This is a genomic window from Streptococcus sp. NLAE-zl-C503, assembly GCF_900104285.1.
Taxonomy (GTDB): domain Bacteria; phylum Bacillota; class Bacilli; order Lactobacillales; family Streptococcaceae; genus Streptococcus.
Genome location: NZ_FNJT01000001.1, coordinates 477,289 through 494,959 on the forward strand (window position 1 = coordinate 477,289; position 17,671 = coordinate 494,959).

A 17,671-nucleotide genomic window follows, 5' to 3' on the forward strand; every position below is an offset into this window, starting at 1 on the left:
ACTCTAGCATCTGCAACCTCTGTGATATAAAATACTCTCATCAAATAAATTTGCTCAAATCGTCAAATGAATAATCTTTATAGATTTGATTTGGTTTAAGTACAGAATCAGTTGTAACAGACAAGTTTTCCAGTAATGTTTCCGCATTTAGTCCTTCTGGTAAGGAAATCAATTCTCCAGCCATGTTTTCCTGTCTATGCGCAGTAAATAGAAACTCCCCTTTTTCCCAATCTATTGCAAAATCATTCATCACTTCAGATTTGGATATGTCTAACAATTCTTCCTGCTGTGCTATAAAGTTTTCATAGATAAATTCATAAAGTGCTTCTTTATCTATTTTCACAACTCTAAGTGTGTTGGCATCCATTGATTTTCATACTCCTTTTAAAGCGAGAGCAAATTATTGTTTTAACATGAATTGACTTGATAACTAACATTATAATAGATCCACTTCAATACCAGCCACATCGAAGATTTCTTTCACGCTATCAAAATTGCTACTTAAAATCGTTGCTTCTTTTAAATTTGGAAATTGTTGCAATTCGGATAAGCTGAGCTCATTCAAATCAAATGTTTCATCCTCTCCATCCCATTGTGGAATGATATTCATATAAATCTCATTTCCACCATCCATGTAAATTTCTTTGACCTCTTCAGCATATTTTTTAGGAATAGATAATGCTTCAAAATACTCAAGAGCCGGTCTTATAACTTCCATGCTTTCAATATCAATCTCTTCTGTACTGTATTGATCAGCAAAATCATAAATATCAAAAGATGGTTCAAGCACTTCTAAATCGTACATTAAGACCTGAATGACAGCCAATTTAAAGTTTAAATGATCAAAATGGAGGATTTGTTCAGAATCCACCTTTGTTTCATCATTTTCTAAATCAAGTTTCTTTTCAGAAACAGTCTGATTTTCTTTAGCCTTGTCATGTGACTCCTGATTGAACCACTTGCTTCTTTTTCGCTTAAAAAAACTAAACATGATTTCTCCTTACTAAGTTTCATCTAAATAAATTTTTACTTTGAGGTATTCCTTTTCTTTAGCATCGGCAAAGATCTCAGAGTTCCGAATATAGTCAAAGATATTCTCATCAAGATCTTCGTCCCATATAGACCCGATAAACTCTGCATTCTCACTAGTCAGCTTATAGAAAATATCTAAATGGACTTGGTAAAATTCTTCATCGTCATTAGGAACTTGTCGAACCAAGGAGATTTGGAACAAGGGATCGTTTGATAACCTAGTAAATGTTCCCGTTTCAAACAAAATCATTTCCTCATCAAATAGTGTACCACACATTTCTTCAAAGACATTTGGTCAGTGAACTTTTCTTTTAAAGATTGGACCAGATGTTCATCGTTCTCTTCTTTCTAAGGTTTTGCTTATGGTATTTCCTTTATTATACTACATAAACAGAAAAAAGACTGGAACGAATGGTTGCCCATCATTACAGTCTTTTTGATTACATTTTTTATTGAATCACAAATCCTTTTGGCAAAATCACCAGTTGCTGCTCCAATTCTTGGTAATGACTTGCTAACTCTACAGCATCACTGTCTTCTACAAGATAGTTTTCAGTTGATTGGTTAAAAATTGCTCGGACCTTTTGTCCATCATAATTCCATTCTAGAGCTAGTACATCAGGCTTGATTTCTTTCAGGTTGTAGGTTCCATGTTGGATAATGCCTGAAACATCCTTACGAAACTGAATCAATTTCTTCATGAAATTAAGCATCTCATTGCTTTCGGAAACACGTTCCCAAGGCATAGCACGACGACAATCTGGGTCTGGCCCTCCGTCTAACTCTAACTCGGTTCCATAGTAGAAACACGGTGTTCCTCTTTGTAAAAAGAGGCAGGCTAGGGCAGACTTAACAAGTTGGCCATCTCCCTTGGCTGTAGCCAAAATACGCTCCGTATCATGCGAATCCAAGAGATTGAACATCACTTCCGAAATTTGCTGTCTATAGTACATAGACTGGCTATTGATCTCATCGATAAATTGATGGGACTTCTTGACCCCACGCAAGAAATAATCCTTGATACTGTCAGAGAGAGGATAGTTCATGACCGCGTGGAATTCATCGCCATTTAGCCAAGGCTGAGAAGTGTGCCAGACCTCTCCAAGAATATAAAGGTCAGGTTTTTTAGCCAAGACAGCCTTACGGAAATCTCTCCAAAATTGGTGATCGACTTCATTGGCCACATCCAGGCGCCAAGCATCGATATCAAATTCTTCAATCCAGTAGGTCGCAACACTCAACAAATAGTCTCTCACTTGAGGATTTGCCGTATTGAGCTTAGGCATATAGCTCTCAAAGGCAAAGGTGTGGTAGGATAGTTCTCTTTTATTAACAAGATTTTCTTTAACGACTGGAAAGTCTTGAATATGAAACCAGTCTTTATAAATAGAATCTTCACCATGTTTGAGAACATCCTGCCACTGTGGAGATTGGTCTCCGATATGGTTGAAAACAGCGTCCAGCATGATTTTCATGCCTCTCTGATGGGCTTGATCCACCAGTTGACGGAAGGTTTCCTTGTCTCCAAAATGACGGTCAATTTCAAAATAATCCGTCGTATTGTACTTGTGATTACTTGGAGATTCAAAGATGGGACAAAGATAAAGCCCAGTAATTCCTAAGTCTTGTAAGTAATCCAGATGATCAATGATGCCTTGTAAATCACCACCAAAGAAATCGCTCGTCTTTGGTTTGATAGAGGAATCCCAAGTTAGAGCTCCTTCTGGTGAAATCTTAGGATTGCCATTAGCAAAGCGTTCAGGAAAAATCTGGTACCATACCGTCTCTGCTACCCAGTCAGGAACATGGCAAGCATCAATCTCATGGATATACGGTATTTTAAAACCATTTCCTTCATAATGAAGATTTTCAAGCGTGTTTGGAACACACCCCTTATCGCCGTATAAGATTCTCCGACCTTGCTTATCCTTGAGTTCAAAGAGATACTGGAGTCGTGCATAGCCAACTGTAACCTCCACTTGCCAGTAATCAAACAAAGCATCGGAGGTAAGTTTCCTCATCTCCTTAATTGCTTCATAACGATCCTCTATAAAGATAAAAGGATCACCATAATGTAAGTTGATGCTTTCGATATCATCTTTCTTGGTCCGGATACGAATGTGCATTGTCTTATCCTTATAAAGATAAGCATACTCCGACTCTGGTCTATGGTAAATAGCTGTTAATTCCACTGTATTTGTCTCCTGATTTACTTTCATTCATCTGCGACGCAAACGTTTTCATAATTATAACTCCAGTATACTACTTTAAAATCTTATTTGCAAGGCTCGTTTGTATTTTCCAATAGTTTGTTTATGAAAATAAAAAAGCAGTAAATCTCACAACTTACTACTTTTAAATGATGATTTACAAATGTCTTTCCAGCCATTCAATCTTCTTAAAATCTTTATTGCTATTTTGATTGTTTCGATAGGAGTCTTGAGAAGAAACTTTGTAAATACTTAGATACTGTTCCAGACTTGGAACACGAAAAGTGATGTTCTCAAGATGAATAAGATCTATATCCGATTCCGAAACTCCTGCAAAATCAGGTAAGGAATCGATACTTCCAAATTCAACACTCAAGTCATCTTTTTGGAATTCATGCTCATGAAGATCTATTAAAGTGTAGCCTAAGTGGTTCATCACTTTCATTATCTTGTCCCAGTCATAAATTCTGAGATGATCAGGCGCATCCCAGCCTCTAGGATCTCCAGAGACATGAATGTCAATGTCAGACGGCTCCCAATCTTCATTTGAACGGTATTCAAACCCCAAAGACCCCATAAGCGTCGGTGTGATTCCGACTTGGTTTAAATGAGAACAAATTGTTCGGAATTCATCAAATAGAGAATTCATCCCTCCTCCAATCGTTGATATAAAACTTTATTTCTCAATGAAAGATAAACTAGTTTTCCTTCTACTCTTTCGGTTGTGAAAAGACTTCAATATGCTGGCTTAGTACCTTAATCTCTACAGGTAGATTATCCGACTTATCGCCGTCAACATCTGACTCCAATTCACTATCTGAAGAGATTTTAATATTACGCGCTCTGATATACTCAATATGTTCATTGCCGACAACATCCCCTTTTAGTAAATCGGGAATGACGGATAATTTAGAGAATAGAGAAGCATCTTTTAGAATCAAAATATTGGCATAGCCATCTTTGTCTTCTTCAAAGATTTTCTTGTCAGCGAAGTAATTTGTCAAAAGGACCAAAACATGACTTGCTTCGCCATCATAATTTCCATTTTCTGTCTCAACCTTAATGTTAAAGACCTGATCTGTAATGACAGACTTCATGGTATTTACAGCGTAAGCTAAAATACCGAATTTTGTCTTGTCATCGATCTCTACATTGTGAATCGCTTCTGGAAGAGAACCGATACTAAAGATATAACCAAAATAGTTATCATTCGCTTTACCGATATCAATCTTGTTGGTTAAGTTAAAATCGAGTTCATCAATCGCGCCATCGATGTCTTGATTGATTTCCAAAAGTTTCGTAATGAGGTTACCCGTACCGCCTGGGATAATCCCTAACTTAGGAATGTAGTCTCTCTCAGCAATACCCGAAATGACTTCATTAACAGTCCCGTCTCCACCGAATACAACCACTGCATCGTACTGCTCACGAGAAGCTTCCTCAGCAAAGTATGTTGCATCCAGCGCTTTTTCGGTAATTTTTGTTTCCACATGCTCAAAATAATCTTTGGCTTTATTCTCCAGCTTGACCTTATAATCCAAAGCCTTTTCCCCACCAGAGGTAGGGTTGATAATTACCATTGCTTTTTTCATTGATTTTCTCCTTAATTTTTAAATAGAAATATTAGCGTAGCTACATTTATCATTACATATAATGCTATTATATAATGAAAACTCAGAAAAAAGAACTTTGACGTACTGGGCATTAATGTATAATAGCTAGTTTAAAATTCAGATTATCAAAAGCAAGTCACTTCTATTTAACTACCTCGCCATACTCTTTTATTTTATCAGCATATTTAGTCAAAAGATTCTTTGAATAAATTTTTTCATTACTTGAATTTCTAACTTCTTTCCAAAGAATAGAAGCTACTTTTAGTTTATTCGAGTAATTTCGACTATTTTCGTCTGCACAGAAATTCTTTAGAAATTGGTTCCATTGACAAACCGAATGATCATACTTGGCATAATCTGAATTTCCATAATAAACTTTTAGCATATCTTGGATTGTAAAACTCAAATCATGTTCTCTTTTTACTTTTCTCCAAGCTGTCGCCATATCAGCAGTAAATTTAAATGGCGAAACATCTGTTAAAGTTGAGAAATATTCTCTAAAGTGTGCATTAAAGGAGAATCCACATTCAAGCAAGGGTGTGTCCAAGGTAACGACTTCTACTTGTTTCTTTTTCCTTTTTATTGATGATTTTTTAATCAAATTGCCCTTAAAGTACTGCTCAATAATATCATTTAGTTCTTGTTTTGTACCTCTATTTTCAAGACCTAATGACTTGCATATCTGTGAAAGTTCATCACGATACCAATAGTATTTATTAAACTCATCAAAGGATATGATTTTATCAAACTCAGGTCTGCTTTCTATCAATATAACACCTCCTTCCTCAAAGACAATTTATGTTGTCATCTCAAAATAAAGGAATTTTAGTTTCTTTATTTTGAGAATTAACTACGTTTCTCTAACAAGCTCATACACTCAGCGGTTCGGACTTACCGTATCATCCGTGAAAAAACAATCCTCACAAAATAAAGAAAAAACCTTCGTTTTGATATTGTTCCATTCGTAAACTGAACCTACAATGTCTCCAACTATTGCTCCTAGCATATGTTTCCTCCTTATGGCATATCAGATTCGTTACACATTTCTAATGAATCACTCTTTAAAAATGGCACCACCAAATCAATCCACTCATAAGGCAGGTAAGCTGATAAATAACCGTGGTTATACCCCTTTGCTTCATACAAAATTGTATTTGAATGTAGCTGATGAAATAATTTCGCTGATTCTTTCACACAGTTCAATTCTTTTTCACCATAAATATACAGAACCTGAGCCTTGCTAGCAGAAATCATATCTTTCAGCTTGTAACATCCTATATAGTTTTTGTAAATGGTCACCAATGTTTTGACAGGGGTCCTTGGCAAATCCTCCAAATAATAAGCTTTTATTTCCTCTGGATAAGCCCGTTTTGGATAGAGTTTGTTCATCATGCTTAACTGAAGTTTGCAAGAGAATTTATTGAACATTAGTTTACCAAATAGAGACACTAGAAAAATGCTGATTTTAGCTAAACTTGGTTGAGGAATACAGAGGCTTCCATCTATGATGGCCTTCTCAGCTATATCTCTGTCTATTGACAAAAGCTCCATAGCAATTTGACCACCAAGTGAAACACCACCGATTGCAAACAATTTCCCACCACAGTTTGCTTTTATATAGTCTAGAATCTCAAAAGCAGAATCTTCAGTAGAAACATAATCAAGTTGATATTCCTCGCCGTGGCCATTCAAAGTGGGTAGGATAATACGGTATTCTTTTGACAAGATTCGTGCTTGACGAAGATAATTCCACCAAGAACTGCCACCACCATGTATCAGTAAAATAGGAGGCAAATTCTTATCACCAAATTCATGGAATTTCATGTTTAAACTCCTCACTGTAGGACTTTCACTAGCTACACCCATGTTTAATCAGCTTTTACAAGCAGTGATACCGCCTCAACATGTGCCGATAGCAATCTCCTGTACTATAGAACGAAAGGGGATTGATAGAGTTTTAAATAATACTGTTGTACGAAAAACATACTAAAGACCCAAACTTTTTTTTACTTTATCTTCAAGATCGACTTTAGACACCTTTTTAGCCAAAATATTACCAAGCATCATTTCCTTACCTATCTCCACAATTTCATTGTGATTATCAAAACTTTCAATAAAAATGTTAGAATTATAATTTGTGAAAGTATTTTTGATTATATCTGATAGTTGACTAATAATGGGCTGAAGCAAAAAAAGTGTATTATTTCTCATCACCAGTATACTATAGCCATCCATATTTACAATCGTGAACTCGACTCCAGTAAAATATTTTTGTATATTTTGAGCGCTTGCAGCAATCGAATTAGAAATTAAGATATAGCTAGTGTTTGGTAAAGCAGCTAATAGGTCTTTCCAATTAGGATATTTAAAAATATAAAAATCATGGAATTGTAATATTGCATTATTGCGATAGGCCAATTGTAAAACTAGTAAAAAACCACTATTCAACTCGTCATCAACGTACATACAATAATAATTTTCTCCGTTCGATAAAACGACGTTTACCGTTAACAAAAGGCCTGAAGGAATTACATTAATATACTGTATATTATCTAAACTAAATAACTCTTCTGGATTAGCAATGTACTTTATCTCTGGAGTATCATAGTTCTCCCCACTAATTTCTAAAAATGGGAAAGAATGTGCTAAATCGGGTAAACCGAAGGTATTTGAATTATCCTCTTTTAAATAAAAACTACTTAATCTGTTACGCACCATGAAATTTGAAGGATAATTTTGCTCTACAATTTTAATATAATCATCAATTCCATTGGTTTCCAGAGTGCTACACTCAATCACACTCTGATCATACTCAAACTCTCCATTAATCCATGATATAGTTTGTATTAATTTACTAAATCTCCTATTGGGATTGAAGTCAAGTCGACGCTCTATGCCACAACTACATTTATTGTAAGAATTGCATCTAGAACAACGACCTTCTGACATTACAGTTTGTAACTGAGAAAGAGTTGTTATAGATTCTAGACCAAATTTAGTAACATCAATATTAAACGCATCTCTACCAATTAATAGTAGACAATTAATCAATGATTGTATTTTTTCCGTTGTATAATTGATAATCCGAAAATAACCAAGATGCTTGTTCTTATATGAAAGATTCTTAAAATAATTGAAATATACTTTATTATATTCTCTCATGTATATTGCTTCATTTTTAAATGCTTCCACTCCAGATTTCTCAAGGAGTCTCAACATTTCTATATATGTAGCAAGCTGCTCTTGCATTCTTTTATAATATTTACTAACCCCTTGTAAAATTTCATCTCTAGTAGAATCTGTAAGAGATATTTTTTCAAACATTATCAATAGTAGACCCAAAGAAGATGTATGGAAAATTCGATGGTGAACAGTCTCATGTTGAATTATCGGTAATAATTCATGTAAACTCTTATCATGTAGTCCACCATTAATAAAAAATGATTCACCGTTATTGTAATAACCTGACTCAGTTGTATCAAACATATAATTAATCCTTTAAAGTAGTTAGAATGATCGGAACTAGACTGGCTTTGTGATTATATTATTGAACGAATTTATTACTCTAAGAAATGTAAAAGTCTACCGACAAGTCTTCATCAGATTCATGTGGTTTCCAAGCTACATTAAAGCCATATCTCTCGCTCAAATCTGGATGCCAGTCGTTATAATATGGGACACGGCTGTATTTGCCAAGTGTCACTTCATCCTCCTCTGATGATTCCTGACAGGTTATCCCAAACTGGATACCATCAAGTTCCCAGGAATTTCCCCAAACATAATCGTCAGAAATGACATCAACCCATCGAGAAGCGTCAATCTCAAAGTCGGTACATAACTTTAACGATTGGAAAGTACTGTAATTCATCTTGAAAGGTTTGATATGTATAGCGCAGTCAACGTGATACTTTTCATAATTGGTATTCAATAGGACAACCTTCATTGGAATGGGAACGCCATTCAGTTCCAACCACCAGTATCCAAGTTTATTGTGCAAAATATCTAAATAGTCATCTGCTACTAATGATTTGGAAAAATCATCTATTTGCAAACATCGACCTGACCTTAATAATTCAGCTGCAATCTCTTTTGCTTTCTCTTTATCAAAATCAGAATAACGCTTAATCACATGCTTTAACTTGTCAATTGGATATGAGAGGTCTTTTTGCGAAGCCTGAAATATCTTCACAACATGAGCAACCTTTTCGACATTGTTGATTCCAACAGGTACAACCACAAAATGGTCTTCCCTGATTGATTCATCCTCACAAATATAGATGTACTCCTCACCAAACTCTGAGAAAGTGACTGATGCAATTCTATAAACTATATCTGATGAATTTGAATCAGTCTCTTGATCAGTTAGCTCCTTCTCTTTACGATCTAAATCTATCCACTTATAGAAAGTATAACAATTTGGATTCTCATCCTCACCGAATACCATCAAGCTATGACAATTTGGACATTGCCAGGCATAGTATGAAGTATCAGAAATATCATAATAATCAATCTTATTATTTTCATCTGCGGTATCCGTTATCTTTTCCCATAACTCATCCGAGAATACCGAAAAAGCATTCGGGTCTGGGGCAGCATGGTCATTCATTGGATATCCGCATTGACAAGTCCACTTACCCATAATATAACTCCTACAGCTAGTAACCAATCTTACCGTTTATCGTTTTAGCTTATTATACCACAAAACAACACAAAAAACCGCAACCTTTCGATTGCAGTCTCCTACAAGTCAACTTCTGTTCCTTCTAGAAAGGTTACAGGAATCTGCCCACTTCCTGAGATTGTGATGTTGTCGAGAAATTGGCACATGATATTCCTGTAAAAATGACTACTAAACTTAACCAAAATCCTATCCAGTTTACCATCTCTACAATCCTATATTAGTCGGTTAAAGGCATCACCACACTCGGCGGTTCGGACTTACCGTATCATTTCGTCGTATACTCCTTACTCTACGACAGCTATACCACAGGGCACCTTCTCGACCTTTGGTGTCACCTTGTTGCATGGGCGGGTTCAGGGAACCTTTTGAGGATTAACTGCGTTTCACCAACAAGCTTACACACTCGACATGTGGTGAGAGAAATTTCTATACTATAGCACGATACAGAATAGTCAGAGTTTGAAATCATATTATGGAAGGATTCCACTCACAGACAGCCACCCATAGTAAGGATAATTTGTGTGTGTTTGAAGCCTGTATTTTTACTACTACATTCCATGACAATGTAGTAATCATCATCCTCTTCTGCTCTTACTACAATCCCTATTGAATATGGGGTTTTCCAAAGAGGTTCAACTCCATAGAACTTTGCTACAAACTCATTTGTTGGATTTGGTGTTTCCATACTGAAACCATTCTCAAATAGCCAAGCATGCCAATTTTTTAATGCTGGGGGAAAACCAAACATATGAATTGCTTGCATTGTAGATATTGCAAATTCCATTTCATCTTCCAAATTAATTACATACTTCTCAGTAGGATTTAGTCTATATCCATCTATAGTTTTTTCTGATTTCATACCACTATTAAGTTTAAGCTTTTTCATGATTATGCTCCTTTATTCATCTTTTGATTCTGGTCTTGCTTTGGTGTATGGTCTAGTTTCAGATATAAATTGCTCTACCTCTAAGAACGATTTTCCCAATTCATTCAAACTGAGAACCAACATATATTCTGCAACTTCACCAGCATGGTCAACGAAACGCATAGGGTGTAATTTTGAGCGGAATTGCTCAAATGTGTCTCCTACAACAATCCAATCATCCATTTCACTATCATAATAACAATGAAGTTGTTGCCATAATTCATAATCACTTTCTTCAAGAAATTCTTCATCAACAGAAAAATCTGCCCATGGAAATAATCGAGGAAAAACATCGGTATACGGTGTAAACGGAAACCAATAAGGATAGGCATACTCTTTAGTTTCTTGACCATCATTAACAATTAACTTAGTATCACCTTTACCACTAGACTTATTAACCCACTCTGTTGAATGTAGTTTAACTTCACCTCCAGTTTGTATAATTTCCATAAATTTTTTCTGAGATAGCAGAAAGTTATAATTTTGAATATGTTGCGGTAAATTCGTATAGGAAAGAAGGTGGTTATTTGATTGTTTATCCAAAAAAACTTGATTTATAGGAACTTTCACATAATATCCTTTGCCTCCTCCCTCTTTAGTTTTTTTAATTGTTTTAGGAGTTAACTCTTGCCAAATACACATACTATCATCAGGATTAAACAGAACAATTATACACGGAAGAGAATTCATCGTCCAATAATTATATTGTCTCTCATTTATGTTCCTAAAAATAATGCAGTTATCTTTTTTCTCCCTAAACCAACTTGGTCCTGACTTGATTTGTAATGCAAGGTGTTGTCTTGGTTTGCCATCTACAACAAATTCCATATGAGCATCTATACCTATATCATTAACTGGCTGCTCTCTAAACATCCAACTATTTCTTTCTGCAATAACTCCACATTGATGTATACCAATCCTCTCAGTGCTACTAGCCATATCAATATCTACCTCCCTATATAACTAAATATACTAACAATTGATGTAATTCAAGGGAGCCTCAGTACAATTTGCAACAGCTAGTTGCCAGGCCTGATTAAAATCTCCACTACTTGAAATCACTTTATAGAAATGTTCCGAAAACTCATATGCTATGCTCGATTCAACTTTCCCTCTATGAAAAATAGAAAAGTTTGAATTTTGTAAACGTGAATACAATGCGAACTCTAAAGTTGAATAACAGTTAAGAAATGAATAATAAAATCTATGGTTAGAAATCCAATTACTAAATTTTATAAAAGTCATGTTTGAATCTACAAAAGAAAGTAATCTCAAATAAGTTATCAAACCTAGAAAAAATATGAGAGGTTACTTTAATACTTCCCCACTAAACGAGAAAAGTCTTTACCTACAAGTCTTTTCTTAACCCCTTTCGTTACAAGGTTTCTAGGCTTTTACCAGCAAAGCAACACACTCCACGTGGTGCGTCTGCGGAAATAGATCCACCGGCTGTACTTTCTTCAGTTCATATCCTAACTCTTGATAGAGTTTGATGTCACGCGCCATGGTTGCGACATTGCAGGAAATATAGGCAATGCGGTCTGCTCCTGTTTGAGCGCTTGCTTTGATAAAGCTCTCGGTCAAGCCCTTGCGTGGTGGGTCAACCAAGATGACGGTTGGTTGGATACCTTCCTTGAGCCAGTTCTTCATGGCATTTTCAGCTGTGTCACAGACATAGTGGGCATTTGTAATATTGTTTAATACAGCATTCTTCCGGCTATTCTCTACTGCTTCTGAAATCACTTCAACACCGTAGACTTCTTTGACATGCTTTGCAACGGATAATCCAATCGTTCCAATTCCTGAGTAGGCATCAATAACCACATCATCTTTTCTTAACTCCGCAAAGTCAATAGCTGTTTGATAGAGTTTCTCCGCCATTTCAGTATTAACCTGGTAGAAAGCTGGGCCAGCGATTTGGAAGTCATTTCCCAACATCTGGTCCGTAATGTGATCTTGACCATAAAGTGTACGCCATTCCTTGCCAAAAATCGCATTGGTATTCTGGTCGTTGATATTTTGCATGACAGATACAATCTCTGGGAACTGCTTGATTAGTTGCTCGATCAACTGTTCAATACGAAAAACTTTGGGACGAGTTGTCACCAGAATGACCATGATTTGTCCTGAGTAGTGACCACGACGCACAACGAGGTTACGAATCAAGCCAGACTGTTCCTTTTCATCATAAGGTTTCAAATCATAACGACGGAGCAAGTCGCGCAGGGATACTACAACTTGGTCAATGACAGGATCTTGGATAAAGAAATCCTCAAGGGGCATGAGGTCGTGCGAATTTTTACGGAAAAAGCCTGTTTCCAAGATACCATTCACTCGACGAACGGGCACCTGTGCCTTATTTCGATACTTGACTGGATGTTCCATGCCAAGCGTTTCAGCAACCTCTACATCTATAATACCAGCAATCTTGTAGAGACTGTCTTTGACTTGCTTGGTTTTAAACTTGAGCTGCTCTGGATAGGCAAGATGCCCCAAGTCAGCAATTCCTGAACGCAGGTAAGCCAAATCTAAATCTTGATTACGATGAGGTGACTGAACAAGGTATTCTTCAACCTTCCCAAAGCCAATCTTTTTATTGACTTTAAGGACACGCATGAGGATTTTCTCAGTTGGTAGAGCATTCTCTACAAAGAAAACCAAACCATCTACCTTAGCGACCCCAGCACCTTCATGGGTCAAATCAACAATTTCAACTTCTACAATATCATTTTTCTTTAACATATTTTTCACTTTCTATCGGCCGACAAAAAAAGACGGCAACATTTCTGTTACCATCTATTATATCATGAAATGACCTAAGCACCAAAACTCTTGAAGAAGTTAACAATGGCTTTCCACAGGGAGCTAAAGAAGTTGCCCCCGTCTTCTAGCGCTTTATTGGCATCAAAGTTGAGGTTGATATTTTTAAAGCTATCTCCAGCTTGGGAAACAATGCTTTCCTTGAGGTCATTTAGGGTTTTAGTGAAATCAGCATTATTCAAAATGTCACTCTTTGAGAGGTTTAGGGCAAAATTGATGATGATATTGACCTGGTTTCCTGTTATAACCTGATCAAGTTTGTAGTTTTTAAGCGTGTCTTCAACGATTTTGCGGACATCTTCTTCTGTCAGATTTCCTTTGGCTTCTTTTGCCTTTGCGATTCCTGCCTTGATATCTGTCATAGCCGCATTGAGCTTATTAGCATCGTAACCTGACTTGTCCTTGTTTTCGGCATTGATATCGGACAAGGCTTTTAGCTCCTCTTGAGCCAAGTCTTTATTGGCTTGCGGTACTTTAGCACCATTAGCCTCTAACGAGTAGTAAATCCCAGCTAGAGCGCTCTCACCTGTAACTGGGATAGGTGCTGCAACTGTGATTTTGGCATGCTCCACTCCCAGAGTCACCGCTGCATTACGGTACATATCCTGCGTTACCTTGGTGATATTTTCAGGCGTTTCAATCTTGACTTCTAGGGGCGACTTGTCACCCAGCTTTTGAATCTTGGCCGACGAATAGAGTTGTAGACTAGCATCATTAGCCACATTCATAATCTTCGAATAGATATCAGGTGTCATGGTTTTAATATCTTTGGTGTCTTTTGATGCATTATAGCCAAGTTTGCTAAGAGTTTGATTTTTCTGGTCTTCAGTTAGTGAAGAGCCAAGCACATATTCAGGTTGTACATAGGTTTCATCGATTACTTTTTGAACATCTGTTGCTGCGTGGACACTCGTCATAGCTGTTGCTGCCCACAAAACTGCAGCGCTTGTTAGAAAGAATTTCTTTCTCATGGGATATTCCCTCCTTTACCTTTCTAGGGTAATAAAACAATCTTAAAGAAAACTTATAGTGAAAAACACCTGGCAAAACCAGATGCTTAAAAGAAATTAAAGAATTTCATGATATAGAGGTTAAAGCGAACCTGTCTCGAGTAGTAATAATTTCCACCATTTTCATAGAGTTCTGCTCCGTGGAAGATAGAAATCGGGTTGATATAGGTATAGGTTTTCCCAGTGGTATTTCCAAGAATGGGAGCGACGGTTTCACGAGAATATTGTTTGGCCAAGGCGAGAGTGTTTTCCTTGCCATTTTGAGCGATAAAATCGATATAAGCAGGACCAAAATTATAGGCTTGCACAGCTGTCCAGACATCAACGCCCTTTTCCTGAGCTAGGTAGAGATTATCAGTCAATGCCTGAATCCCCTGACGAATGCTCGTCACATTGTCATTGATAGTATTTGTAGTACCGCTAGCAGACTCACTAGATTGCATGACATCGCCTTCTTTTCCTTTCGTTTCGGTATAAATCATGGCGAGCACAAGCTCTTCATTGGCTGGAGTATCTCTTTCACTGAGGACTTCTCGAACCATGGGTTGGTAGGTCATGACTTGCTTCACATCTTGATGGATATGATAGACTTTATAGACAGCGAAAAGGAAGACTGCTAGCATTAGCACTCTTCGTAGTAATTTAAACATTATTTACTTTGAATATCCTCAATATTTTTGATTAAAATAGAATAGGTTCCATTGTCATTTTGGATAAACTCAACAGACTCTGCGTCTTGGTAAACATTATTGGGAACGATGAGTTCAATTCCATTTGACAAGGAAAGCTTTTGATTTTCAAATTTCTTGAGTTGACGACTGGCATCAATTTCATCAAACTGGACTGGTTCTGGTACAGCTTCCTTGACTTGGTCGATAAAGCTTAGACGAGCTGTCAGGTTGTTATCAAAAAGGTCGTTAGCTAATTTCTCGGGTGACAGTTCATTACTTTCTTCTAGATTATTGAAAATAGCGGATTTGACCTTAGATTGAAACTGAAAATCATCTGTGTTAAAAGTTTCAGCAATTCTCTGGGCTGTTTTTTCAAGTTCCTTGATGGATTTCTTGGGTGAAATCTTAGGGGCGACGGCTAGGAGATTTTCTGAAAAATAATTCAAGAAAGTCCCATTGTACTTGATTCTTTTCTCGATCAGGTGGTACTTGCGACTTTGAAGATTGACCACCAAGGCCTCGTCAGCCCCCGTTCCAAATCCAGGCAGGTTATTCTGAGTTAGCTTGATTGGGTTATCAACTTCTCCACCGAGATGGGTTAAGGTTTCCCGCAGTGCAATTCGCAAGAAAGCGAAATGTTCTACGCCTTCTTTCGAAAACCGAACAAAAACCAAGTCATTGGTCTTGAGGTTTTCAGAAATGCTGAACTCCTCTTTCCAGAGATTAGCCAGTGTGACTGATGTCTCCAACAAATCATCCGTGACGTGATTGAAGAAGGGATTTTCTTCTTCGAAAATCCCAGTCTTGGCTTCATCTGAATACACATGTTCGATTTTTTTGCGCAGGTATTCTTCGATTTTTGGAGTGATATTGAGAAACTTATCCGCTAAGAACAACTCGGTATCATCTGGGCTGAACTGATGGATAATAGCTTTCTTAATATAAATGTCCATAAAAGTATTAGTCCTCGTATAGTGGGAAGGCATCTGTCAACGCTTTGACTTCGCTTCTCACTTCTTCTAAGACAGCTTCATTTTCTGCATTCTTAAGGGTTTTAATGATGAGTTCAGCCACTTTGCGACTTTCTTCTTCACCAAATCCACGTGCAGTGATGGCTGCAGAACCGATACGAATACCACTTGTCTTGAATGGTGACAAGGTTTCGTATGGAATTGAGTTTTTATTTAGGGTAATATTAACTTCATCCAGCAAGTTTTGAGCAACTTTTCCGTTTTCTACAACCTTAGTAACATCAACAAGGAAGAGGTGATTTTCAGTCCCACCAGAAATGATACGGAAATCAGGGTCTTGCAAAAAGACTTCAACCATAGCCTTACTATTTTTGATGACATTAGCAGCATATTCCTTGAAGGCTGGATCCAAAACCTCTTTGAAGGAAACAGCTTTAGCCGCAACAACATGCTCCAAAGGACCACCCTGAATACCTGGGAAAATAGCTGAATTGATCTTCTTAGCAAGTTCCTCATCATTGGTCAAAATCAAACCACCACGTGGTCCACGAAGGGTTTTGTGGGTCGTTGTTGTGGTGATATGAGCATATGGCACTGGGCTCGGGTGAAGACCAGCTGCCACCAAACCAGCGATATGGGCCATATCTACCATGAGTTTAGCCCCAACAGCATCAGCAATTTCACGGAATTTTGAAAAGTCGATAATTTGAGAATAGGCTGAAGCACCTGCTACGATTAGTTTTGGTTTTACTTCTTGGGCTTGTTTCAAGATAGCGTCAAAGTCCAAAAGTTCCGTTTCAGGATCCACACTATAAGAAACAAAGTTGTAGGTTTGACCAGAGAAGCTGACAGGAGCTCCGTGGGTCAAGTGACCACCTGCTGCCAAATCCATCCCCATTACGGTATCACCTGGCTCAATCAAAGCCATGTAAGCTGCACAGTTGGCTTGGCTTCCTGAGTGAGGTTGGACATTGGCAAATTTAGCACCGAAAATTTCTTTCGCGCGTTCAATAGCAAGAGTCTCTACTACGTCTACTACATCAGTTCCACCATAATAACGGCGTCCTGGGTAACCCTCGGCATATTTGTTGGTCAAGATAGACCCTTGAGCAGCCATTACAGCCTTGGAAACAACGTTTTCCGAAGCAATCAACTCAATGTTGTTTTGTTGGCGTTCTTCTTCTTTGGCAATAGCATTCCAGAGATCAGCATCGTATGCTTTAAAATCATCTTTGTCAAAAATCATAGGTCTTCTCCTTTATAGTGTGACTGGTCCTTTAGTTTGTTTTACAATAAGAAAATAAACTAAAAGATGCGAATAAACCGTTTTTGCACTTTATCACAAGTATAACCAACTTTTTCATAAAATGCATGAGCTCCCAGACGATGATCAGCAGAGTTTAAGCGGATAAACCCATAACCCCGTCTTTTTGCTTCTTGATCCAACCCTTGCAGTAAGCTTTTACCGATACCTTGCCCTTGTGCTTGAGGTGAAACCGCTAAGCCTAAGATGTTAAATCCTGCTTTGGAATAGAGGGATTCATAAACTTCAGCATGAACATATCCAAGTAGGACATGACTGGCTTCATCCTCATAGCCAAGTAGGAAATGATGTGAATCCTGAGATAATCTAGCTAGTTGACTAGCCGTCTCGTCTGGGCCAAAAGAATAGCCTAAGACTTCTTGATTGATGTCACATATAGCTTTCACATCATTTTCTTGCAAATCTCTTAGCATC

At 37.3% G+C, this 17,671-nt stretch carries 19 protein-coding genes; all 19 read right to left on the reverse strand.

Annotated elements, in window-relative coordinates:
- Positions 1-40: 40 nt before the first annotated feature.
- The gene (locus tag BLS46_RS02305; RefSeq protein WP_093585412.1) at positions 41-367 is read right to left on the reverse strand and encodes a hypothetical protein; all 327 of its coding nucleotides are present in this window, start codon (positions 365-367) and stop codon (positions 41-43) included.
- Positions 368-436: 69 nt separating this feature from the next.
- Entirely contained in the window at positions 437-991 is a 555-nt protein-coding gene (locus BLS46_RS02310) for a DUF6892 domain-containing protein (RefSeq protein WP_093585414.1), read from the reverse strand.
- 12 nt (positions 992-1,003) lie between these two features.
- Positions 1,004-1,309 carry a hypothetical protein gene (locus BLS46_RS02315; protein ID WP_093585416.1) on the reverse strand — a complete coding sequence of 102 codons (306 nt, stop codon included), beginning with the start codon at positions 1,307-1,309 and terminating at the stop codon, positions 1,004-1,006.
- 172 nt (positions 1,310-1,481) lie between these two features.
- Positions 1,482-3,224, reverse strand: a complete 1,743-nt coding sequence (locus BLS46_RS02320) for a glycoside hydrolase family 13 protein (protein WP_093585418.1) — start codon at positions 3,222-3,224, stop codon at positions 1,482-1,484.
- Between the two features lie 175 nt (positions 3,225-3,399).
- Positions 3,400-3,891, reverse strand: coding sequence for a phosphoribosylanthranilate isomerase (locus BLS46_RS02325; protein ID WP_093585420.1), 492 nt, complete (start codon positions 3,889-3,891; stop codon positions 3,400-3,402).
- A 61-nt stretch (positions 3,892-3,952) separates the two neighbouring features.
- On the reverse strand, positions 3,953-4,834 hold the full coding sequence (locus BLS46_RS02330; protein WP_093585422.1) for a diacylglycerol/lipid kinase family protein: 882 nt from the start codon (positions 4,832-4,834) through the stop codon (positions 3,953-3,955).
- 163 nt (positions 4,835-4,997) lie between these two features.
- Positions 4,998-5,624, reverse strand: coding sequence for an SAP domain-containing protein (locus BLS46_RS02335; protein WP_093585424.1), 627 nt, complete (start codon positions 5,622-5,624; stop codon positions 4,998-5,000).
- A 108-nt stretch (positions 5,625-5,732) separates the two neighbouring features.
- On the reverse strand, positions 5,733-5,861 hold the full coding sequence (locus BLS46_RS09980) for an ADP-ribosylglycohydrolase (RefSeq protein WP_093585426.1): 129 nt from the start codon (positions 5,859-5,861) through the stop codon (positions 5,733-5,735).
- A gap of 11 nt (positions 5,862-5,872) precedes the next feature.
- The gene (locus BLS46_RS02345; RefSeq protein ID WP_093585428.1) at positions 5,873-6,679 is read right to left on the reverse strand and encodes an alpha/beta hydrolase; all 807 of its coding nucleotides are present in this window, start codon (positions 6,677-6,679) and stop codon (positions 5,873-5,875) included.
- 162 nt (positions 6,680-6,841) lie between these two features.
- Positions 6,842-8,341 (reverse strand): hypothetical protein, encoded by a 1,500-nt coding sequence (locus BLS46_RS02350; RefSeq protein WP_093585430.1) that lies wholly within the window; start codon positions 8,339-8,341, stop codon positions 6,842-6,844.
- Between the two features lie 79 nt (positions 8,342-8,420).
- Positions 8,421-9,494 carry a hypothetical protein gene (locus BLS46_RS02355; protein ID WP_093585432.1) on the reverse strand — a complete coding sequence of 358 codons (1,074 nt, stop codon included), beginning with the start codon at positions 9,492-9,494 and terminating at the stop codon, positions 8,421-8,423.
- 529 nt (positions 9,495-10,023) lie between these two features.
- Positions 10,024-10,422 carry a hypothetical protein gene (locus BLS46_RS02365; protein ID WP_093585436.1) on the reverse strand — a complete coding sequence of 133 codons (399 nt, stop codon included), beginning with the start codon at positions 10,420-10,422 and terminating at the stop codon, positions 10,024-10,026.
- A gap of 12 nt (positions 10,423-10,434) precedes the next feature.
- Positions 10,435-11,400, reverse strand: a complete 966-nt coding sequence (locus BLS46_RS02370; RefSeq protein ID WP_093585438.1) for a DUF4365 domain-containing protein — start codon at positions 11,398-11,400, stop codon at positions 10,435-10,437.
- Positions 11,401-11,847: 447 nt separating this feature from the next.
- Positions 11,848-13,203 carry a 23S rRNA (uracil(1939)-C(5))-methyltransferase RlmD gene (gene rlmD / locus BLS46_RS02375; RefSeq protein WP_093585440.1) on the reverse strand — a complete coding sequence of 452 codons (1,356 nt, stop codon included), beginning with the start codon at positions 13,201-13,203 and terminating at the stop codon, positions 11,848-11,850.
- A gap of 74 nt (positions 13,204-13,277) precedes the next feature.
- The gene (locus tag BLS46_RS02380; protein WP_093585442.1) at positions 13,278-14,252 is read right to left on the reverse strand and encodes a DUF1002 domain-containing protein; all 975 of its coding nucleotides are present in this window, start codon (positions 14,250-14,252) and stop codon (positions 13,278-13,280) included.
- Positions 14,253-14,338: 86 nt separating this feature from the next.
- Positions 14,339-14,941, reverse strand: coding sequence for a lysozyme family protein (locus BLS46_RS02385; RefSeq protein WP_084927270.1), 603 nt, complete (start codon positions 14,939-14,941; stop codon positions 14,339-14,341).
- Positions 14,941-15,915 (reverse strand): nucleoid-associated protein, encoded by a 975-nt coding sequence (locus tag BLS46_RS02390; protein ID WP_180364034.1) that lies wholly within the window; start codon positions 15,913-15,915, stop codon positions 14,941-14,943. The genes BLS46_RS02385 and BLS46_RS02390 overlap by 1 nt, the downstream gene beginning before the upstream one ends.
- Before the next feature lie 7 nt (positions 15,916-15,922).
- Entirely contained in the window at positions 15,923-17,179 is a 1,257-nt protein-coding gene (gene glyA, locus BLS46_RS02395) for a serine hydroxymethyltransferase (RefSeq protein WP_000575508.1), read from the reverse strand.
- Positions 17,180-17,238: 59 nt separating this feature from the next.
- Entirely contained in the window at positions 17,239-17,670 is a 432-nt protein-coding gene (locus BLS46_RS02400) for a GNAT family N-acetyltransferase (RefSeq protein WP_093585446.1), read from the reverse strand.
- Between the last annotated feature and the right edge of the window lies 1 nt (position 17,671).

Excerpts from the sequence above, each read along its gene's own strand:
- BLS46_RS02305 (WP_093585412.1), bottom strand. The coding sequence starts at position 367 with ATGGATGCCAACACACTTAGAGTTGTGAAAATAGATAAAGAAGCACTT.
- BLS46_RS02310 (WP_093585414.1), bottom strand. The coding sequence starts at position 991 with ATGTTTAGTTTTTTTAAGCGAAAAAGAAGCAAGTGGTTCAATCAGGAG.
- BLS46_RS02315 (WP_093585416.1), bottom strand. The coding sequence starts at position 1,309 with ATGTGTGGTACACTATTTGATGAGGAAATGATTTTGTTTGAAACGGGA.
- BLS46_RS02325 (WP_093585420.1), bottom strand. The coding sequence starts at position 3,891 with ATGAATTCTCTATTTGATGAATTCCGAACAATTTGTTCTCATTTAAAC.
- BLS46_RS02330 (WP_093585422.1), bottom strand. The coding sequence starts at position 4,834 with ATGAAAAAAGCAATGGTAATTATCAACCCTACCTCTGGTGGGGAAAAG.
- BLS46_RS09980 (WP_093585426.1), bottom strand. The coding sequence starts at position 5,861 with ATGCTAGGAGCAATAGTTGGAGACATTGTAGGTTCAGTTTACGAATGG.
- BLS46_RS02345 (WP_093585428.1), bottom strand. The coding sequence starts at position 6,679 with ATGAAATTCCATGAATTTGGTGATAAGAATTTGCCTCCTATTTTACTG.
- BLS46_RS02350 (WP_093585430.1), bottom strand. The coding sequence starts at position 8,341 with ATGTTTGATACAACTGAGTCAGGTTATTACAATAACGGTGAATCATTT.
- BLS46_RS02355 (WP_093585432.1), bottom strand. The coding sequence starts at position 9,494 with ATGGGTAAGTGGACTTGTCAATGCGGATATCCAATGAATGACCATGCT.
- BLS46_RS02365 (WP_093585436.1), bottom strand. The coding sequence starts at position 10,422 with ATGAAAAAGCTTAAACTTAATAGTGGTATGAAATCAGAAAAAACTATA.
- BLS46_RS02370 (WP_093585438.1), bottom strand. The coding sequence starts at position 11,400 with ATGGCTAGTAGCACTGAGAGGATTGGTATACATCAATGTGGAGTTATT.
- rlmD (WP_093585440.1), bottom strand. The coding sequence starts at position 13,203 with ATGTTAAAGAAAAATGATATTGTAGAAGTTGAAATTGTTGATTTGACC.
- BLS46_RS02380 (WP_093585442.1), bottom strand. The coding sequence starts at position 14,252 with ATGAGAAAGAAATTCTTTCTAACAAGCGCTGCAGTTTTGTGGGCAGCA.
- BLS46_RS02385 (WP_084927270.1), bottom strand. The coding sequence starts at position 14,941 with ATGTTTAAATTACTACGAAGAGTGCTAATGCTAGCAGTCTTCCTTTTC.
- BLS46_RS02390 (WP_180364034.1), bottom strand. The coding sequence starts at position 15,915 with ATGGACATTTATATTAAGAAAGCTATTATCCATCAGTTCAGCCCAGAT.
- glyA (WP_000575508.1), bottom strand. The coding sequence starts at position 17,179 with ATGATTTTTGACAAAGATGATTTTAAAGCATACGATGCTGATCTCTGG.
- BLS46_RS02400 (WP_093585446.1), bottom strand. The coding sequence starts at position 17,670 with ATGCTAAGAGATTTGCAAGAAAATGATGTGAAAGCTATATGTGACATC.